At 48.5% G+C, this 19,210-nt stretch carries 23 protein-coding genes; 15 read left to right on the top strand and 8 right to left on the bottom strand.

What is annotated here, in order from left to right:
• The first annotated feature begins 1 nt into the window (after window position 1).
• The 6 genes from IEX02_RS04410 to IEX02_RS04385 are packed head-to-tail and all read left to right on the top strand — an operon-like array spanning window position 2 to window position 4,635.
• The gene (locus tag IEX02_RS04410) at window positions 2-466 is read left to right on the top strand and encodes a hotdog family protein (protein ID WP_188690813.1); all 465 of its coding nucleotides are present in this window, start codon (window positions 2-4) and stop codon (window positions 464-466) included.
• Window positions 459-1,184: a 3-ketoacyl-ACP reductase FabG2 gene (locus IEX02_RS04405; protein ID WP_188690809.1), complete on the top strand. Its 726-nt coding sequence runs from the start codon at window positions 459-461 to the stop codon at window positions 1,182-1,184. The genes IEX02_RS04410 and IEX02_RS04405 overlap by 8 nt, the downstream gene beginning before the upstream one ends.
• Window positions 1,184-2,410 carry a beta-ketoacyl-ACP synthase gene (locus IEX02_RS04400; protein ID WP_188690806.1) on the top strand — a complete coding sequence of 409 codons (1,227 nt, stop codon included), beginning with the start codon at window positions 1,184-1,186 and terminating at the stop codon, window positions 2,408-2,410. The genes IEX02_RS04405 and IEX02_RS04400 overlap by 1 nt, the downstream gene beginning before the upstream one ends.
• A gap of 26 nt (window positions 2,411-2,436) precedes the next feature.
• On the top strand, window positions 2,437-3,207 hold the full coding sequence (locus IEX02_RS04395) for a MipA/OmpV family protein (protein ID WP_188690803.1): 771 nt from the start codon (window positions 2,437-2,439) through the stop codon (window positions 3,205-3,207).
• A 2-nt stretch (window positions 3,208-3,209) separates the two neighbouring features.
• On the top strand, window positions 3,210-3,641 hold the full coding sequence (locus tag IEX02_RS04390; protein ID WP_188690800.1) for an excinuclease ABC subunit A: 432 nt from the start codon (window positions 3,210-3,212) through the stop codon (window positions 3,639-3,641).
• A gap of 34 nt (window positions 3,642-3,675) precedes the next feature.
• Window positions 3,676-4,635 carry a HEAT repeat domain-containing protein gene (locus IEX02_RS04385; protein ID WP_188690796.1) on the top strand — a complete coding sequence of 320 codons (960 nt, stop codon included), beginning with the start codon at window positions 3,676-3,678 and terminating at the stop codon, window positions 4,633-4,635.
• A 141-nt stretch (window positions 4,636-4,776) separates the two neighbouring features.
• On the opposite strand, the gene IEX02_RS04380 is transcribed toward IEX02_RS04385, so the two are convergent.
• The 4 genes from IEX02_RS04380 to IEX02_RS04365 all read right to left on the bottom strand — a co-directional run bounded on the left by IEX02_RS04380 (window position 4,777) and on the right by IEX02_RS04365 (window position 8,729).
• Entirely contained in the window at window positions 4,777-5,280 is a 504-nt protein-coding gene (locus IEX02_RS04380; RefSeq protein WP_188690793.1) for a hypothetical protein, read from the bottom strand.
• A gap of 55 nt (window positions 5,281-5,335) precedes the next feature.
• Window positions 5,336-6,034, bottom strand: coding sequence for a DNA-3-methyladenine glycosylase I (locus tag IEX02_RS04375; RefSeq protein ID WP_188690790.1), 699 nt, complete (start codon window positions 6,032-6,034; stop codon window positions 5,336-5,338).
• Between the two features lie 99 nt (window positions 6,035-6,133).
• Window positions 6,134-8,158 (bottom strand): oligopeptidase A, encoded by a 2,025-nt coding sequence (prlC, locus tag IEX02_RS04370; protein ID WP_188690787.1) that lies wholly within the window; start codon window positions 8,156-8,158, stop codon window positions 6,134-6,136.
• Window positions 8,159-8,270: 112 nt separating this feature from the next.
• Window positions 8,271-8,729 carry an Hsp20/alpha crystallin family protein gene (locus tag IEX02_RS04365; RefSeq protein WP_188690784.1) on the bottom strand — a complete coding sequence of 153 codons (459 nt, stop codon included), beginning with the start codon at window positions 8,727-8,729 and terminating at the stop codon, window positions 8,271-8,273.
• A gap of 220 nt (window positions 8,730-8,949) precedes the next feature.
• Between IEX02_RS04365 and gorA the strand changes: the two genes are divergently transcribed.
• The gene (gene gorA / locus IEX02_RS04360) at window positions 8,950-10,299 is read left to right on the top strand and encodes a glutathione-disulfide reductase (protein ID WP_188690782.1); all 1,350 of its coding nucleotides are present in this window, start codon (window positions 8,950-8,952) and stop codon (window positions 10,297-10,299) included.
• A 61-nt stretch (window positions 10,300-10,360) separates the two neighbouring features.
• Here gorA and IEX02_RS04355 read toward each other — a convergent pair whose 3' ends face one another.
• From IEX02_RS04355 to IEX02_RS04345, 3 genes are read right to left on the bottom strand one after another with little or no spacing between them, the layout of a single operon-like run.
• Window positions 10,361-11,035, bottom strand: coding sequence for a DUF799 domain-containing protein (locus IEX02_RS04355; RefSeq protein WP_188690780.1), 675 nt, complete (start codon window positions 11,033-11,035; stop codon window positions 10,361-10,363).
• On the bottom strand, window positions 11,032-11,382 hold the full coding sequence (locus tag IEX02_RS04350) for a DUF4810 domain-containing protein (protein WP_188690778.1): 351 nt from the start codon (window positions 11,380-11,382) through the stop codon (window positions 11,032-11,034). Before IEX02_RS04350 ends, IEX02_RS04355 begins: the two co-directional genes overlap by 4 nt.
• Window positions 11,383-11,386: 4 nt before the next feature.
• On the bottom strand, window positions 11,387-12,064 hold the full coding sequence (locus IEX02_RS04345) for a CsgG/HfaB family protein (protein WP_188690775.1): 678 nt from the start codon (window positions 12,062-12,064) through the stop codon (window positions 11,387-11,389).
• 286 nt (window positions 12,065-12,350) lie between these two features.
• Here IEX02_RS04345 and IEX02_RS04340 point away from each other — a divergent pair, with 286 nt between their 5' ends.
• The 3 genes from IEX02_RS04340 to IEX02_RS04330 all read left to right on the top strand — a co-directional run bounded on the left by IEX02_RS04340 (window position 12,351) and on the right by IEX02_RS04330 (window position 14,389).
• Window positions 12,351-13,034, top strand: coding sequence for an MOSC domain-containing protein (locus tag IEX02_RS04340; protein ID WP_229702050.1), 684 nt, complete (start codon window positions 12,351-12,353; stop codon window positions 13,032-13,034).
• A gap of 98 nt (window positions 13,035-13,132) precedes the next feature.
• Window positions 13,133-13,843 carry an SIMPL domain-containing protein gene (locus IEX02_RS04335; RefSeq protein ID WP_188690773.1) on the top strand — a complete coding sequence of 237 codons (711 nt, stop codon included), beginning with the start codon at window positions 13,133-13,135 and terminating at the stop codon, window positions 13,841-13,843.
• 36 nt (window positions 13,844-13,879) lie between these two features.
• Window positions 13,880-14,389 (top strand): GNAT family N-acetyltransferase, encoded by a 510-nt coding sequence (locus IEX02_RS04330; RefSeq protein WP_188690771.1) that lies wholly within the window; start codon window positions 13,880-13,882, stop codon window positions 14,387-14,389.
• A gap of 34 nt (window positions 14,390-14,423) precedes the next feature.
• On the opposite strand, the gene IEX02_RS04325 is transcribed toward IEX02_RS04330, so the two are convergent.
• Window positions 14,424-15,308: a LysR family transcriptional regulator gene (locus tag IEX02_RS04325; RefSeq protein WP_188691810.1), complete on the bottom strand. Its 885-nt coding sequence runs from the start codon at window positions 15,306-15,308 to the stop codon at window positions 14,424-14,426.
• 213 nt (window positions 15,309-15,521) lie between these two features.
• Between IEX02_RS04325 and IEX02_RS04320 the strand changes: the two genes are divergently transcribed.
• From IEX02_RS04320 to IEX02_RS04300, 5 genes are all read left to right on the top strand, one after another.
• Window positions 15,522-16,499, top strand: coding sequence for a DUF1852 domain-containing protein (locus IEX02_RS04320; RefSeq protein ID WP_188691807.1), 978 nt, complete (start codon window positions 15,522-15,524; stop codon window positions 16,497-16,499).
• A gap of 26 nt (window positions 16,500-16,525) precedes the next feature.
• Complete coding sequence (locus IEX02_RS04315) at window positions 16,526-17,554, top strand: methionine synthase (protein ID WP_188690768.1); 1,029 nt, start codon at window positions 16,526-16,528, stop codon at window positions 17,552-17,554.
• A 477-nt stretch (window positions 17,555-18,031) separates the two neighbouring features.
• On the top strand, window positions 18,032-18,370 hold the full coding sequence (locus tag IEX02_RS04310) for a DUF6249 domain-containing protein (RefSeq protein WP_188690765.1): 339 nt from the start codon (window positions 18,032-18,034) through the stop codon (window positions 18,368-18,370).
• Window positions 18,370-18,912 carry an RNA polymerase sigma factor gene (locus tag IEX02_RS04305; RefSeq protein ID WP_188690763.1) on the top strand — a complete coding sequence of 181 codons (543 nt, stop codon included), beginning with the start codon at window positions 18,370-18,372 and terminating at the stop codon, window positions 18,910-18,912. Before IEX02_RS04310 ends, IEX02_RS04305 begins: the two co-directional genes overlap by 1 nt.
• Window positions 18,909-19,208: a hypothetical protein gene (locus IEX02_RS04300; RefSeq protein ID WP_188690760.1), complete on the top strand. Its 300-nt coding sequence runs from the start codon at window positions 18,909-18,911 to the stop codon at window positions 19,206-19,208. The genes IEX02_RS04305 and IEX02_RS04300 overlap by 4 nt, the downstream gene beginning before the upstream one ends.
• The last annotated feature ends 2 nt before the right edge of the window (window positions 19,209-19,210 follow it).

Genomic DNA, 19,210 nt, shown 5'->3' with positions numbered 1-19,210 from the left:
GATGTATCAGATAGAAGATCTTATTCCTCACAGACCCCCTATGGTATTGATAGATGCCATGGTCGCGTATGATGAGCAGCATGCTAAGTGCAGGGTCTGTATTCACCCTCAGGTTAATTTTTTCGACTCAGCACTAAATGGCGTACCTGCCCATGTGGGAATGGAGTATATGGCGCAGACTATCGCGGCATTTGCCGGTGCGCAGGCCAGGGATGCGGGTGAACCCATCAGCGTGGGTTTTTTATTGGGCAGCCGTAAGTACGAGTGTCTGCATAGCCATTTTGCCAATGGCACCGAGCTGTTGGTCAGTGTTGAGCAGTTACACAGGGAGGCATCCGGTTTGGGGGTATTTGATTGCCGCATTGAAGCCGCAGGGATGGTATTGGCCCAGGCCAAAATTAATGTATTTCAGCCTGAGAATGCCAGTCAGTATGTGAGAGAAGCCAGTGGAAAAACAAATGAATAAACGAGTACTGGTCACCGGTGCCAGCGGTGGTCTGGGTGGTGCTATTGCTATCAGGCTAGCCAAGGCCGGGTTTGAGGTGTGCTTACATTACCGGGGCAGTCTGTCAAAGGTGCAAAGCGTACAAAGCGAGATTGCGGCCTTTGCTCCCGCGCCCAGATTGCTGCAATTTGATGCCTGTGACCGGCAGCAGACCGCCAGCGTGTTAGAAGCGGAAGTGGCCGAACAAGGGGCTTTCTATGGTGTGGTCTGTAATGCCGGCATTACCCGCGACAATGCCTTTCCGGCCATGTCTGGCGATGACTGGGATCTGGTGCTGCGTACCAACCTGGACGGTTTTTATAATGTGCTGCACCCCCTGATTATGCCTATGGTACAGGCCAGACAAGGTGGCCGCATTGTGACAGTTACTTCGGTGTCTGGGCTGTTGGGTAACCGTGGTCAGGTAAATTACAGTGCATCCAAGGCGGGGTTAATTGGTGCCACTAAGTCGCTGGCGCTGGAGCTAGCCAAACGCAAGATTACCTGTAACGCTGTGGCGCCTGGACTTATCGAAACCGAAATGGTTGCAGATTTACCTCAGGAGCAGTTGATGCAGCATATTCCCTTGCGCCGCATGGGCAAGGTGGACGAAGTAGCAGCCATGGTGAATTTTTTGTTTAGTGATGATGCCGGCTATATCACCCGCCAGGTGTTTGCCGTAGATGGTGGATTAAGCTGATGAAGCGTGTGGTTGTCACTGGTATGTCGGCCATTACGGCACTGGGTAATGACTGGCAAGGTTTTGAACAGGCACTGCGCCTGGAACGTAATGCCGTGAAGCTGATGCCCGACTGGCAGAGGGTGGGCGAGCTGGCCACTAAGCTGGCGGCACCCGTTGAGTTTTCCCGCCCGGCACATTTTCAGCGTAAGAAAATTCGCGCCATGGGGCGCGTATCACTTATGGCCACCGCCGCCACCGAACAAGCCTTGCAACAAGCAGGTTTGCTCGGCGATGCGGTGCTAAGTGACGGTAGCACTGGCATTGCCTATGGCTCGTCCACTGGCTCTACCTCAGCTATTCCGGCTTTTGGTAACCTGCTGTCTTGTGGCGATATGAGCGGTGTGACGGCCACCAGTTACCTTCAAATGATGGCACATACCACGGCGGTAAATCTGGCAGTTTACTATGCCGCCAAGGGCCGGGTGATTACCACCAGCTCTGCCTGTACCTCAGCCTCCCAAGGCATAGGTTATGCGTTTGAGGCGATTAAATACGGTAAGCAGAAAGTTATGATCGCTGGCGGTGCTGAAGAACTCTGTGTCAGTGAGGCGGCGGTGTTTGATACTTTGTATGCCACCAGTACCCGTAATGACAGCCCGGAACTAACCCCCCGTCCTTATGACGCTCAACGTGACGGCCTGGTCATTGGTGAAGGGGCCGGCACCCTGATTCTGGAAGAGTTAGAGCATGCCAAAGCCAGAGGCGCGAGCATTTATGCGGAACTGGTGGGTTTTGGCACCAACTCAGATGGTTTGCATGTTACTCAGCCAACCAGCGAGACCATGTGCCGGGCGATGCAACTGGCTTTGGACGACGCCGGTATTGATGGAGCTCAAATTGGCTATGTGAACGGCCATGGCACCGCCACCGAAGCCGGGGATATTGCCGAATCTGTGGCCACCCTTCAGGCGCTGGGACGCGCTGTGCCTATCAGTTCACTGAAAAGCTATTTGGGCCATACCCTGGGTGCCTGTGGCGGTATTGAAGCCTGGGCCAGTATCCAGATGATGAATAAAGGTTGGTTTGCTCCCACCATTAATCTGGACAACATCGACCCGCGTTGCGCCGAGCTGGATTATATTCGCCAGGGTGGACGCAATATAGATGTGGAATGGGTGATGTCTAACAACTTTGCCTTTGGTGGTATTAATACTTCGCTGATTTTCCGTCGCTGGGCCAACTGATGGGTAGGCTGTTGACTGCTTGCTTAATGTTTATGGCAGTTGCGGCAAACAGCACTGAGTCTGACTATGTGCTGGAACTAGGTGTTGGTGCTGTGGCCGGGCAATTGCCGAAATATGCTGGCTCCTCCGAAGACTATAAGTTTGTGCTGCCTTTCCCCTATATCTATTACCGTGATAAGCGTCTAACCCTGGATAAGGAAGCTGTCACCGGCACCTTGCTGCAAAGTGCGGATTGGCGATTGTCCTTGACGGCTTCAGGAGCCCTGCCGGTGAAAAAGGCTGAACGGCGCCAAGGAATGCCTGAGCTTGGCTGGGTTGGCAGAGCCGGGCCACAGCTGGAATATCAGTTTCATCCCGAATGGCAGTTAAGCTGGCGTTTGCATAAGGCTATGGCGATTTCAGATTGGAAACTGCAGAATGTTGGCTGGGTGGGGGATATGGCCCTGACCTGGGAAAAACAACTACAGACTGAGGTATTACCTGGCCGGCTTGCGCTGACTGCGCAGGGAATTGTCAGTTACGCCGACAGACGACACCAAGGTTACTACTACGACGTAGCCCCCCAATATAACCTGGCCGATCGACCTGCTTTTCAAGCAAAGTCAGGACTGCTGGGCACTGGTGTCTCCCTGGGATTAACCTGGCGACATAAAGACTGGTGGTTGGGGGCTTATATTAAATACTCTGACCTCACCCACAGTGAGAATATCGCCAGCCCATTATTGGAAGAACAACACCAGGTTAATGCCGGTATCGCCCTGGCCAAGGTGTTATGGACAAATCAAAGAGGAAGATAATCATGAAAACGATTGCCTATATCGCCGCTGTAGCGGCTCTGACCAGCTCTTTTGCCGCGCAAGCCAGAGATGACAGAGTCAGATTTGACCTGGAACCTTTCTTGTCTTCAAGTAAAGCCAAGGAGGTGTTGCTGGATGTTCCTGTGTATTTTGCTGGTCAGCAACACAACGCCATTAAGGAAACCTGGGGCGAAGTGACCACCAGTCGCAAAACCAATGCCTTTAACAAGTCGGATAAAGAAGCCTGTGAATGGGTCTTGTTGTCAGCATTAAAAGTGCTGCAGGAAAGAGCCAGGAAGGAAGGTATGAATGCCGTGGTTAACATTAAGTCTAACTACAAGCATCAGGAATACGCCAGTTCCGAACAGTTTGAATGCGGAGCTGGTACTTTTGTCGCAGGTGTCGCGTTGAAAGGTGACATAGTTAAGTTATAGTCTCTTTTCCAATTGAAACCATCAGGGAAGTATAATGATAAAAATAAATAAGATACTGTCGATTTCCGCTTTTGTACTGTTGTCCGTTGGATGTGCACCATCCAGCTATGTAGTGAAAAGTCCGAGCCAATCTAATATGCCTTATCAAGTATTCAATGCTAAGTCATCTTTAGAACTGTCATTTTCGGATAAGCGTGAGTCGGCTTCCTCTTTTTCAACAGGTGTACTCAAAGCTGATCTTGTTCTTGATGGAAAACAATTTGATTCCATCCAGTTTGTGAAAGACCACACCATCAGAGAAATTCAAGCAAGAGGCATAGATATTAAGCTTGCAGAGTCTGAAATTGCAGATGTGAATATTAACAAGCTTGTGATGAAGAACCATCGTACCAATGCTTATACTCCATTCATCACCTTAACTATGCTCAGTGCTGACATTGTCAATAATGGTCAAAAGGAGAGAGTTGCGGTTTTCATCAAAAGAGGAAAAGTACCAGTTTGGTCATTTGATGAAATTATCAATCCTACACTTAACGAACCTTTGGAACTGTTGATTAAAGAGTTTTCTGCAAAATTAAGTGCAAACCTATATTCAGCTAAACTGTCGGACAATGAAGTTTCGGCCTTAATTGCTAGGCTGTCTAATCAGGCAAATAAGGAACTCAGTTATCTGGATGTTTATGAGCTGGGTTTTAGTAACAATATTAAGGCCGCAACTTATTTACGAGACCTAACCAAGTCTGACGATGAGTACGTCAGAATGGCAGCTATTTCCTCTCTAGGGATACTCAAAGATCAGGCATCACTTGTACTGCTGAAAGATTTAGCCAAGTCTGCAAAAACGTGGACAGACCGCGCTATGGCTTTGAAGTCTATTGGTGATATCGGAGGGGAAGAAGCGACGGCTTTTTTGCATGCTAAAAAGATGGAATTAGAAGGTCAAGACTCCAAAGAAGAACTCTGGAGTACGGAAATTATTGATCTCTATCTATAATAGACTGGCTTAAATACACCAGTCTGGCAGTGTATTTAAGCCCTATTTTTCGACTGATTAGGATTTTCATGAGGGAAATTAACTGACGTTTAATTTGAAAATCGACGTCTGCCAAGTCCAACTCCCTTCATACAAATATTTTTAGATTTGCTTGGAAATCCACTTATTAGTAAATATACCAGCAGCAGTTGCAATTTTTTCCAATCTATCACAAGCCCCTAATGCAACTCCCGACCCAATAGTTTTTACTACGTTGCGAGAACTTTCCCCTTGCCGGTGCAAACTAATTTCAAAAGTCGCGACAGAACTAGGTCGGACAGACATAAATTTCCATTGATGCGAGACCAGTTCAGTTATTTTGATATCAACGGTCCATTCCTTGTTAAGCGGATTGCTTACATCATCACTGATGATGAAATTCAAGTTATAATCTTCTGAGTTTGATTTCAGAGAGTGATTCAGCGTGTCAATTACAGTGCATTCTTTTTTAACCTTTTCTAATGAATCGGCTTCAGTGATCTTAATTGGCTGTAATACAATGTTTGTAGTGATTAGATTGCTGTTTGGGGGAGGTGTAGTGCCAGATTGTTTGTTTGCACAGGATGCTGTGAAGACTAACAAAATGATTAAGTAAATTGCTTTCATAGTATCTCCTTATTTTTCTAAGTTACTCAGAAACGAAGAGAATGGCAATTTAGTCTCAACTTATCAGATTGTTATCCCCCACACCAAAAGCAATAATCCGGCTAAGCTCCTGCAGCGAACGGCCGCTTTGCTTTGCTAACTGATTAAAGTAGTTCTGAATAATCGCCAGGTTACGTTTACTGGTGAGACCGCCGTCGATAAGCTTGTGTGCACGCAGGTAGCTTTCTACATCCTGGCTGAGCAGGAAGGTGTCTTTACCTATAAAACGCAGGGCATATGGGCCGGTATTACCGCCCAAACGCGCGCCGTGTTTTTTCAGATATTCCCACAGGCCGATAATATCTTCCCCCGGCCAGTCGGCGACAAAGTTACCAAAACTGCCATGCTGCTTACGCACGGCATCTATCATCAGGGCGTTGTCGCGAATGGTTTTCACTTTGTTGAAGTTACGGATGATCTCGGGATTGGCGGCTTTACGCTCCAGCATTTCATCAGGCATCAGCAGAACTTTGTCGATATCAAAGCCGAAGAAGCACTCCTCAAAGGCCGGCCATTTTTGCTCCACCACGCGCCAGACAAAGCCGGATTGAAAGATCTTTTTGCTGAATTCAGCTAAGAAGCGATCATCACCGACTGTTCTAAGTTCATCAGCGGACTTAGGCTTGCCCAACATAGCCTCAAGGGCTTGCTCTCCGCCTTTTCGCTCGCAGGCGCGCTGATACAGTGCCGCGAAAGTTTCACCTTGAAATTCCATATGGGCCTCTAGTAATAGGAACAGGCGTTGAACTAATAAGCTGTATACAGTTGGCAGCTAGGCCGGATAACCAGCAAGCTGCCAACCAGGTTTAACTGATTAGTCACCAATACCGCTGTGGCGTAGCAAGGCATCTACTTGTGGCTCACGGCCACGAAACGCCACGAACAGTTCCATCGGCTCTTTGCTACCACCCATTTCCAGAATATGAGTGAGGAAGTCTTCGCCGGTGCGTGGGTTAAAAATACCTTCCTCTTCAAAACGCGAGAAGGCATCGGCTGACAGTACTTCTGCCCACTTGTAGCTGTAGTAGCCTGCCGCATAGCCACCGGCAAAAATATGGCCGAAACTGTGCTGGAAGCGATTAAAACTGGGCGGGATCACCACAGACACCTGCTGACGCACTCGGTCCAGTACCTGTTGCACCTGACCACTTTGTCCCGGCTGATAATCTTGGTGTAAATGGAAGTCAAACAGGCTGAACTCCAACTGCCTGACCATCTGCATGGCAGACTGGAAGTTACGGGCTGCCAGCATTTTATCCAGCAATTCCTTGGGCAATGGCTCGCCGCTTTGATAGTGACCGGAGATAAAGCTCAGGGCTTGTTCTTCCCAGCACCAGTTTTCCAGAAACTGGCTGGGCAGCTCTACCGCATCCCAGGGCACACCGTTGATTCCGGCAACGCCGCTGGCTGCCACTTTGGTCAGCATATGGTGAATACCATGGCCGAACTCATGGAATAAGGTGACGACTTCGTCATGGGTAAAGAGCGCTGGTTTATCCCCCACCGGACCATTGAAGTTACAAGTCAGGTAAGCCACTGGGTTTTGCACTTCGCCGCCATCCAGCATGCGTCTGTCTAAACAAACATCCATCCAGGCGCCGCCACGCTTGTGGGCGCGGGCATAAAGATCCAGATAGAAGCTACCGCGCAGTTCGTCGTTCTTGTCGAAGATATCAAAGAAGCGCACATCTTGATGCCAGACATCCACACCATCGCGCTTTGCAATACGCAGACCGTACAAACGTTTGACTACTTCAAACAAGCCGCTGACCACTTTGTGCTCGGGGAAATAAGGGCGCAATTGTTCATCGGATATGGCGTATCTGTCTTCTTTGAGCTTTTCGCTGTAATAGGCCAGATCCCAGGCTTGCAGATGGTTGACACCATAGGCTTCCTGAGCAAATTCGCGTAATTCGGCCAGGTCGGCCTGCGCCTGGGGCTTGGAGCGTGTGGCCAAGTCGTCCAAAAAGCCGATAACCTGCTCGGTGGACTCGGCCATTTTGGTCGCCAGCGAACGCTTGGCATAAGTGTCAAAACCCAGCAACTGTGCGAGTTCCTGACGCAGGGTCAGGGTTTCTTCCATAATGGCGCTGTTGTCCCATTTACCTGCATTAGGGCCCTGGTCAGAGGCGCGGGTGCTGTAGGCCTGATACATTTCTTCACGCAGTTCGCGGTTATCAGCATACATCATCACAGGCAAGTAGCTGGGAATATCCAGGGTGAATAACCAGCCTTGCAGATCTTTTTGTTTGGCCGCCTGCGCCGCCGCTTCCAAGGCAGACTCTGGTAGGCCAGCGAGCTCGTCCTGGTTTTGAATATGTTTGGTCCAACCCAGGGTGGCATCCATCAGGTTATTGCTGAATTTGCTGGATAAATCAGACAAACGGCTTTGAATTTCGGCAAAACGTTGCTGTTTGTCCTTGGGCAAGGCGATGCCGGATAACTCAAAGTCGCGCAGGGCGTTATCAATGACTTTGCGCTGCGCGTCCGTTAATTGAGGATACTCCTCGCCTTCACGAATGGCTTTATAAGCACGGTACAGACCTTCATGCTGACCTACCCAAGTGCCGTAATCAGACAAAAGTGGCAAACAGGCATCATGGGCTTCGCGCAGTTCATCATTGCTGACCACCGAGTTCATATGGGATACCGGCGACCAATAACGGCTCAGCTTATCGTCCGCTTCATCCAGCGGCGCCACCAGGTTGTCCCAGGTGAAAGTTGACTGGGTAACTAAGCGCTCGATCTCGGCCTTACAATGGGCAATGGCTTGTTCGACCCGTGGCTGAATGTCGCTGGGTTTAATGGCTGAAAATACCGGTAAAAGCGTGTCGCTCATGGAAGGATCCTGTCTGCATTGAATATTGACAAGATAAGGTTGGCTGACCAGAACTCAAGCCCCTAGCTAAAAAAACAGGCGCGAGGAGCGCCTGTTTCTTTGCTTTACACATTTACTTAATGTCGATGCGCTTGCTGTTAACTTGTTCACCTGCCGGTTTTGGCAACAACACGGTCAGTACGCCTTTGTCATAGCTGGCTTTCACCTCACTGCTGTCACTCAGGGTAAAGGGCAATGGAATGACCCTTCGGAAGGAACCGTAAGCGCGTTCCATCAGGTGGTAGCCTTTGTCATCCTTATCTTCTTTTTTGAACTGCTTTTCACCTTGGATCAAGAGTTGGTCGCCATGTAATTCAAGCTGAATATCTTCCCGATTCATATCAGGTAAATCAACTTTGACTTCCAGTGCTTCTTTGGTTTCAGCAACATCGACGGCAGGCCTTAGCCACTTAGCATCAGCGGCTTGTGGCCAGTCCTTAAAAAAGTCGTCAAATACGTTATCTAAACGGCTGCGCAGTGAGGTCACTGCCTCAGGTTTCTGGTGGCCGAAAAGACTTGGGAAAAAGCTCATATACACCTCCAGTTTGTTTGCCATTGCAGATAAAAAATAGGGGCGCCAGAAGGGTTCATCAAGTCAAAAGTGCATGATTTTTGCGCGAGATCAAATTGCTTGTTAACCACTCAAGCCTAACCCACTTTGTAAGCCAAAACCGGTTTAGCCTGTCTATTCATTTCTGACAATTGAATGGCAATTTGGCAGAATCACTGAATCTGGGAGAAGAGCAAAGCATATGCAAGAATTTGACTATATCTGTATAGGCGGTGGCAGTGGGGGTATCGCCTCGGCCAACCGCGCGGCTAGTCATGGCGCTAAGGTGGCGCTAATTGAAGCCAACAAAATAGGTGGAACCTGCGTGAATGTAGGTTGTGTACCTAAAAAAGCCATGTGGTTTGGTGCCCAAGTCGCCGAGGCTATTAAGCTTTATGCGCCAGATTATGGTTTTGATCTGACCTTGAATGAGTTCAATTGGAAGACGTTGGTAGACAGCCGTGAGGCCTATATTGAACGTATCCATGGCTCTTATGACAGAGTGCTAGGGAATAACGGCATCACGCGTATTGAAGGCTTTGGCCGGTTTGTGGATGCCAACACCGTCGAGGTGAACGGTGAGCACTACCGCGGCAAGCATATACTGATTGCCACAGGCGGCAGGCCAAGCTGGCCGGATGTACCAGGGGCGGAATATGGTATCGACTCGGACGGCTTTTTTGCTTTGCGTCAGCAGCCTAAACGCGCCTTGGTAGTCGGTGCAGGTTATATCGCGGTTGAACTGGCGGGCGTATTACATGGCTTAGGTACGCAGACGCACCTGGCAGTACGAAAAGAGAAACCATTACGTGGTTTTGACCCTATGCTAAGCGATACATTGGTTGAGCTCATGGCCGAGCATGGCCCGACTCTGCACACACACAGCGAAATACAGCGGGTGGACAAGCGCGGTGATGGCGCTTTAGACGTAACATTTAAAAATGGTCAGAGCCTGCAGGTAGATTGTTTGATTTGGGCCATTGGCAGAGAGCCAGCAACAGATAAGTTAAACTTGGACAAGGCCGGTGTTGAGGTTAACCAACAGGGCTATATCCAAGTGGATAAGTTCCAAAACACCAGCGCCGAGGGCATTTATGCGGTAGGTGATAATACCGGTCGCATTGAGCTTACGCCTGTTGCGGTTAAGGCCGGGCGTTTGTTGTCAGAGCGTCTGTTCAATGGCCAGGCACAGGCCCATATGGACTACGATTTGGTGCCTACCGTGGTATTCAGCCACCCCACTATCGGCACCATTGGTTTGACCGAGTCTGAGGCCGAAGCGCAATTTGGCCGTGACAATATCAAGGTTTACAACTCTGGTTTTGGGGCCATGTATACGGCGGTTACCCGCCACCGTCAGATCACCCGAATGAAACTGATTTGTGCAGGCCCGGACGAGAAAGTTGTGGGACTACATGGAATCGGCCTGGGTATGGATGAAATTCTGCAGGGTTTTGCGGTGGCTATCAAAATGGGGGCAACCAAGGCTGATTTTGATGCCTGTGTGGCTATTCACCCCACCAGTGCGGAAGAGTTTGTTACCATGCGCTAAACCTACAAAGCCGATTAAACCTGGGCGGAGAAGCGCTCCGTCCAGGTTTGGCAATGCACTATCATTGTTTGCGCTGACTTACCACAGGCTGGCCGTATTTGGGTGAACGAGGGCCATACAGCAGGCCATTATAGCTCTCGGATGACAGCATTCGGTTAGCCGCGATACCGGCAATTTCAAAGCCCTTATCTGTTAGGGTTTCCACAATCTGGTTTACCGCCGCTCCTATTAACATGACGGCCAAACTTTGATCATCGCTGCTGCGCTGCTCGGCGCTGGAGGCCCTGGCCGAGCCGGTCCATAACCGCTCTCCGGTTGATAAGTCCACTAATATTGCCGAAGCGCTGACAACGGTATCGCTGGACAGCACCACGTAAGAGGTGCCGTACTCTTCTATTGTGACGTAAAGAGCAGTATCTGCACCAAACACACTTTTGAGTGTTGCATAGTCAACCGCATGAATATCATTGGCTACGGTCAGCCCGTTTTCTTTAAAGGTGTTGTACACCAGAGCCACAGGAAACACATAGTATCCGGACTCGGCAATGGGGGCGGCAATCTGTGCCAGCAGGCCATAGGGTGCCATGACTTCCGGGCTGTTGTTAATGGGTGGCAGCACCAAAATGGAAGTGGGCGCGGCATTTTCAAATGCCGCATAGTCAAGGCTGTTAGACGGTGATGCGCAGCCTGCCAACATAGCTGCACTGGCTAAAAGGCCGAATACCAGTTTCTTCATCTTGTCGTCCCACTTTTGTTATTTTGCAGTAGCAAATCGATGTAATGAGCTGACTCTGGGAAGAGGTTTTTTTCTGTTATCAGGTTTTCATAGCCCGCGGTTTCATCACCAATCTGCATATACAGCATACCCAAATGTGCGTGTATGCCGGGTGCCACGGGCAGGCCTTCGCTTTTTGCGCTATGCAGGGTTTGCTGCAAACTTAAGATTTGTTCATTAACGGAAGATTCGCCGCTAATGTACTGATACACTGCTTGCGGATAACTGCCGTAGTAATAAAGCGGCTCGGTGGTTTTGCACGCCCCTAGCAACAAGCTTGGCGCTAATATTAGTAACTTCAGCCGCATAGCGTTACTTCCAGGCACCACTCTCAATACCAAGGATCAAGTTGTTGACCGCTTCGCGGATGGCCAGATCCAGTACCTTGCCATTCAGTGTTGCGTCATAACTGGCTGTACTGCCAAAGCCAACCACTTCACGATTGGATAAGCTGTATTCTCCTGCCCCTTGCACGGAATACACAACCTCAGAGGTTTGTACGTCAACGATATTTAAGTTGACCTTGGCATAGGCTATCTGTGACTTGCCTTTACCCAGCAGTCCAAAAAGCTGCTTGTCGCCCACTTCTTTGCGCCCAAACTCAGTCACGTCGCCGGTCAGCACAAAGTTGGCACCTAAAAAGGATTTTTCCTGGCCTGAAAAGTCAGCTTCTTGTGCCAACTCGTCGAGGTTTTCACGATCAAGTACCCGGAATCTATTGGTTTGCTGAAGATGGGTGATAAGGGTGGTCTTTGCCTGAGACCCTAATCTGTCGATACCATTAGCAAATAGCCCATTCTGAAAGCTGGATCTGTTGGCAAATTTTCCCACCGATATCTTACTTTTTTCACCTTGGTAGGCGGTGTTGTAGCTATTCACTTTGGGGGCTTCTACAACCCGTGATGATTCGCTGGCACACCCGGATACAAGGACGGCGACGCCCATGGCAAGGAGCAAAGTGGCCCGTCTAACGGTTGAATTCGTTGTCATAATGTGGACCTCAATAATCTAATATCTAGCGAGTTTACACTAGCAGTGAATAGATAGCTTAGGGTACGTTCTAGATTGGCTTTTCCCCAGCAATACAGACAGGCTCAGCAACGAAGCCATTAAGTCCATAGTGTATTAGAGTGTAACGCAGCAAGAAGTTAAAAATTGTATTTTCGATTGCCCCCCTTGTTGCTCTTATCAGTTAAGCCGGAATGTGTAGAATACTCTGCAGCCATGGCACTCAGGTTGTCAGTTGGATAAAGGAAGTATGAGGCTAGGGGGGACAATGAGCGCAACAGTAGACCTATTTGTGGGTAAAGCAGACAAGCTGACTAAAAATGTGCACAGCGCTATTTGCAAACAACGGCAAGAAGAGCCTTTGTTGCTCAGCGAGAATGGTTTTTCAACAGATGAGCAGGCCGATCCTAAGCACCACGGTGGCCCGGATAGGGCCGTGCATATTTATCCGTTGGAACACTATAGTTACTGGCAAGAGCAATATCCCGATCACCCTGATTTTGTTCCCGGCGCTTTTGGTGAAAATATCAGTTTGTCAGGTATGGCTGAAGAGCAGGTCTGTATTGGCGATGTGTTTCAGCTTGGTCAGGCGAAAGTGCAGATAAGCCAGCCTCGCTCTCCCTGCTTTAAACTCAATCTGCGGTTTGGGGTGCCAGATTTAGCCTTGCAGTTACAGCTTACCGGTAAGGCAGGCTATTTGCTGCGTGTGTTGGAGCCTGGTTGGGTGGCCCCTGGAGATAAGGTTAGTTTGCTTACGCGCCCCTGGCCTGAGTTAACTGTGCGTATGGTGGCCTGGCAGTTTTTTAATCATCCGTTAAATCCGCAGTTTCTGAAACAACTGGTGGCTTGTGATGTGTTGTCAGAGAGCTGGAAAAGCAAAGCTCGGCAGCGCTTGGAACAAGGTTATGTTGAGGATTGGAGTAAGCGGCTGTTCGGTTTTATTGAAGACTGACTACAACAGTCATACCCGATTCATCTTATTGTTGCCATAGTATTGCCAGAATTTGCTATTAGGCTTGGATAGAAGTCTACACATTAGAGGGATATGAGATGGAAAAACAACAAAACAGCCTGCTGGCGTTAGGGGTTTTCTTAGGTTTAGTGCTGTTAGGTTATCTGTTGGCCAATGCGGCTATTCAGGTGAAAGAATATGAGCGAACCGTGACGGTCAAAGGGCTGTCGGAAAGAGAAGTGCTGGCGGATGTGGTTATCTGGCCCATCGCTTTTACCGAGGCCAGTAATGATTTGGAACAGCTCTATCTGGATATGGAAAAGAACGTGGAGAAGATTCGTGCTTATCTTACTCTCAAGGGCATTGATGAAAATGCGGTAAGTATCAATGCGCCGTCCGTTACGGATAAATCCGCCCAGCAATGGGGGGGCGGTGAAAAAGCCGAGTTTCGTTTTCTGGCCACGCAGGTGGTGACTGTCTATTCACCGCAGATCGAACTGGTGCGAGATGCTATGCAGGATATTGTCGAGTTAGGCAAGCAAGGCCTGGTGTTCAGCGCCAACAACTATGAGCATATGACCGAATATCAATTCACCGGCCTCAATGAACTAAAACCAGCCATGGTGCAGGAAGCCACCACCAACGCCAGAGCGGTGGCGGAAAAGTTTGCCAAAGACTCGCAAAGCCAGGTGGGCAAAATACGTCGCGCCTCACAGGGCCAGTTTAGTATTGAGAACCGGGATAAAAATAACCCGCATATCAAGACTATCCGGGTTGTCTCCACTATTGAGTATTATTTGTCGGACTGACAAGATGGGGAGCTATCTCCCCGATGAAACCACCTGATGCAAATATTAACCCAACGTTTGAAGCTAAGTTTGCTGGATGACCAGGACAGCGCTTTTATTCTGGCCTTATTGAATGACCCGGATTGGCTGAAATATATCGGCGATAAAGGGGTGCGTAATCTGGATGATGCTCGAGACTATATCCACAATGGTCCGCTCGCCACCTATCAACGTCATGGCTATTGCATGCTCAAGGTTTGTGCACGGGAAAGTGGTTTACCACTGGGTTTGTGCGGTTTGTTGAAGCGGGATAACCTGGAACACCCGGATGTGGGATATGCCTTTTTGCCGCAGGCTCGCGGGACAGGGTATGCTAAAGAGGCGGTCAAAGCGGTTGTCGCTTATGCCCAGCAGCAAGGCCATTCAACCTTGATGGCATTTTGCCTGTCAACCAATCAGGCTTCTATCAAGGTGTTGGAAAGTGCAGGTTTTAGGTTGGTGGGGCCTTACGAGCACGAGGGGGCGACAGAGCCGTTGGTACTTTACCAGCGTATCGCTGAGCGCTGATTTCCGCCCCGCAGTCTTGCCCCGCGTTGTGTTTTTACGACGTTTTCTTTGCCAGGTTAATAAATTCACTCACATAGGGAATCTGCTCATCTCCCTTGCGTATTCCTAAATAGATGTCTTTTTGAATCCCCTGCTTACCAATGCGCAGGCTGGTAATGGGTAAGCTTGACTCGTATTCCTGTACCAGCCAGCCGGGTAAGGCGCAAATGCCCCGACCACTGGCCACCATTTGCAGCATGATCTCAGTGGTTTCTATAACTTTATGTTGGCGCACGCTACATTTAGCCGGGTTAAGAAACTGACTAAAAATATCTAAGCGCTCAGGTTCAACCGGATAAGTAAACAGTACCTCATTACTGAGTTGCTGAGGGCTGACCCATTGTTGCTCTGCTAATGGGTGGGATTTAGCAACCACCAAACGATGTTCGTAACCAAATACCGGGAAATATTCCAGCTCGGGCTTAAATAACGGGTCGGGGGTAACCAGCATATCGATCTCATAATCAAATAGCGCCCGCAAACCACCAAACTGAAATTCCTGCCTAACGTCAACATCCACGGCTGGCCATTGTTCCAGGAAAGGCGCCACCACTTTAAGCAACCATTGATAGCAAGGGTGACACTCCATACCTATACGCAGGGAGCCCATTTCACCTTTGGCAATCTGTTTAAGCAATAGCTCGGTATGTTCAAATTGCGGTAGCAGTCTGCGTGAGAGTGCATGTATGCGCCTACCGGCTGAGGTAAGGCGCAGGCTGCGTCCCTGCTTTTCCCAAATGGGCGTGCCAATCTGCCCCTCTAATTTTTTAATACTGTGACTTAGCGCTGACTGCGTTAAGTTCAAGGTTTCGGCCGCCTGGGTCAGGGTGCCTTGTTCTTCTATGGCCGACAGGATAGCCAAGTGAATACGTTCCAACATAATGTGCACCCGCAACAAGAAAGCATGATCAATGCTCATAGGATGATGAGATAATATCATTTTTATTCATGATAGGTTGCAAGTATAAAGTACCTTCTACTCTTCGCTCTATAAAAGATTACCGTTAATTTGTAGTCGGGCTGGTAGGTGAAAACACCAAAGAGTAAGGAATAACTTCAGGCTTTAGCGCAGAAAATTGGATACCAGATGACAATGAATAATGACTTTACATTCACTATTAAGAGCATTGGTCTCGACGAGAATTATCACCCGTCAGACAATACGCGTCTTACGACTAACTTTGCTAATTTGGCCAGAGGTGAAAGCCGTCAGCAGAATTTGCGTAATGCCTTAAATATGATTGATAACCGCTTTAATGCCCTGGCGCATTGGGACAACCCTAAAGGCGATCGTTATTCTGTTGAGCTGGAAATCGTTTCTGTGCATATGGATATTAACGGTGGCGGTCAGACCTTCCCGTCTATCGAAGTCTTGAAAACCAACATTATTGATCACAAAACCAATGAACGTATTGAAGGCATAGTCGGGAATAATTTTTCGTCTTATGTGCGTGACTACGACTTTAGCGTATTGCTGCTTGAGCATAATAAAGAACAAGCCTCCTTTAGCATTCCCGATAATTTTGGTGAGCTGCATGGAAAACTCTTTAAGTGTTTTATTAATTCAGGCGCCTACAGGCAGAATTTCAAAAAATCACCTGTTATTTGCTTAAGTGTGTCAGATAACAAAACGTATCACCGTACTGAAAATCAGCATCCGGTATTGGGCTTTGAATATCAGCCCAATGAGTCCTCGTTGACCGAGCAATATTTCAAAAAGATGGGTTTGCAGGTTCGCTACTTTATGCCGCCCAATAGTGTTGCCCCTTTGGCGTTCTATTTCTTTGGTGACTTACTTAATGATTACAGCAATCTAGAGCTGATAAGCACCATCAGCACCATGGAAACCTTTCAGAAAATCTACCGACCTGAAATTTATAATGCGAATGCGGTTGCCGGAAAGTGTTACCAACCGAACCTGAAGAATTCCGATCATTCAATAACACAAATTGTTTATGACCGGGAAGAGCGCAGTAAGTTAGCGATTAAGCAGGGGAAATTTACCGAAGAGTATTTCATCAAACCATACAAAACCATTCTTGAGCAATGGTCTGCTAATTACGCACTTTAACTCACTACTGTGGAACAGCCGTTATTATGAAAAAATTATTACCCACGTCAACCGCAGGTAGTCTGCCAAAACCGTCCTGGCTCGCTCAACCTGAAACACTTTGGTCACCTTGGAAATTACAGGGTGAGGAACTGCTTGATGGCAAACAGGATGCCTTACGTATTGCGTTGCAAGAACAACTGCAGGCAGGAATTGATATTGTCAGTGATGGTGAGCAAACCCGCCAACACTTTGTGACGACCTTTATTGAGCACTTAAGCGGTGTTGATTTTGAGAATCGTAAAACCGTCAAAATCCGTGACCGCTATGATGCCAGTGTGCCGACCGTAGTAGGCCCGGTATCCCGGCCAAAGTCTGTTTTTGTTGAAGATGCCAGATTTTTACGCCAGCAAACCAAGCAACCTATTAAATGGGCGTTGCCTGGTCCTATGACTATGATCGATACGCTGTATGATGACCACTATCAAAGTCGCGAGAAACTGGCCTGGGAATTTGCCAAAATCTTGAATCAGGAAGCCAAAGAATTAGAAGCGGCGGGTGTGGATATTATCCAGTTTGATGAGCCGGCATTTAATGTGTTCTTTGATGAGGTTAATGACTGGGGCATTGCCACACTGGAACGCGCCATTGAAGGGCTTAAATGTGAAACCGCGGTGCATATTTGTTATGGCTATGGCATTAAAGCCAACACGGATTGGAAGAAGACACTAGGCTCAGAGTGGCGCCAATATGAAGAAGCCTTCCCTAAGTTGCAAAAATCCAAGATCGATATTATCTCGTTAGAGTGCCATAACTCACGGGTTCCTATGGATCTGCTGGAACTTATTCGCGGTAAAAAGGTAATGGTCGGCGCCATTGATGTGGCAAGCGATGTTATCGAAAGCGCAGAGGAGGTGGCCAATACGCTGCGCAAGGCGCTGCAGTTTGTTGATGCAGACAAGCTCTATCCCTGTACTAACTGTGGTATGGCTCCGTTGCCGCGCACTGTGGCAAGAGGCAAGTTGCAGGCATTAAGTGCCGGCGCTGATATCGTCCGTAAGGAGCTTTTAGGCTAGAAACGCCGCGCGAATCATTACCCAGGGAGGGGTATTCAGTGTGGATGGCGTGGACTGCTGAATTGGCTAACGCCCACAGTCCGGTCACCACGCTGACCATACATGACACATCACCAACCCCACAAATTAACACATCCTATTTTTTGATATTGCGATTGGCATCTTACCGTCCGAAGGGGCTGATGCTGCTTTGGGGTCGTTCTCTAGCCAAGCCAGTCCGACTGCCTGACCATATTCACTTCTTGGCGCACCGCCCGCATGGCCATTTGATTCACTGGCTCAATACCATAGTGCAGATTGCGTTTTTTCTTGCATCCAAATCACCCCAGGTGTGTGTCTAATCAATATATGGTTACTGTGGATTAGCATTTAACCGGTCCGCAGCAAGCAGAGTCTGAGTATTCTCTATTTGTCATGGACCAGGGGCATGTATGTTATTAGAGAGCTTTGCCGGTATTTGAAGCGTGAGGAGAAGTTATGTCAGATTTGTGGATCCCTATTACCGGGATGATTTGTATTGCCGCTGTTGTATTGACCAATTTAGTACTCTCTGCGCGGCATAAAGGTCAGGTTCATCAAACCTTACAGCAGCATTTGAGCAATGGTGGACAATTATCGGTGGAATTGCTGCAACAGATGGGGGCGACCCCCAGTGGTTGGAAAACAGACTTGCGTAAAGGTCTGATACTAATAGCCTTAGGTCTTGCCTGTCTGGCCGCCGGTGCGGTAGTGAATAATGCTTCCCTGGGTATGGTGTTTGGTGTGTTTCCTTTATTTACCGGATTGGCCTTTTGCATTGCAGCACGCATTAACTAATGATCGATGATAAGACCCTGATTGCCAGGGTGGTGCTAGCAGACGATCACCATGCATTTGCAACATTGGTGCGTAGGTATCAGCAGGCTATTCGGCAATTTTTACGGCGCCTGACTTCCGGAGATCAGGCGTTAGCCGATGACCTCGCTCAGGAAGTGTTTACAACGTTGTACCACAAGATTGCTAGCTATCGGTCCGAAGCGAGTTTTGGCACTTGGCTTCATAGCATCGCTTATCGCACTTTCCTGAATGAGAAACGAAAATCGCATTATGCCAATGAGGTACCTTATTCCGACGCAATCATCGAGCCTATGGTGGCTTCTAATGCCGAAAAAGACCTGCTGGTCGAGAGTTTAATCAACAGGTTAGGTCTAGCCGAGCGAACCTGTATTACCCTGGCGTACAGTGCCGGTATGAGTCATCAGGAGATTATGGAAATTACCCAACTGCCATTGGGCACGGTGAAATCCAACATCAATCGTGGCAAAAAGAAAGTAGAAACCTGGTTACACGCAAACCAGATTACCCGGAGCGTATCATGAAAGAGTCATCAGAACGGGATCTTCAACAGCTTCTGGCCTATTCTGAACAACCCAATGACGAGGGCTTCACCGATGCAGTGCTTAGTCAGGTGAAACACCGTCGGCAGTCACGCAAGGTCATGATGGTGACTGCGTGCTTATCCGCACTTTTGGTTATCTTAGTGACGGTATGCTTGTCCGACGAGAATATATGGGTACCGTTGAAGGACTTTGTCCTACAGTCCCCCTATATGCTGACCGCCACATTAATTACCTTGGTATGCAGCGCGTTCTTATTGCCATCAGAAAAAATCTGACC

The sequence above is a fragment of the Bowmanella pacifica genome, from assembly GCF_014645355.1.
GTDB lineage: Bacteria > Pseudomonadota > Gammaproteobacteria > Enterobacterales > Alteromonadaceae > Bowmanella > Bowmanella pacifica.
This window is presented reverse-complemented; position numbering and strand designations above follow the sequence as displayed.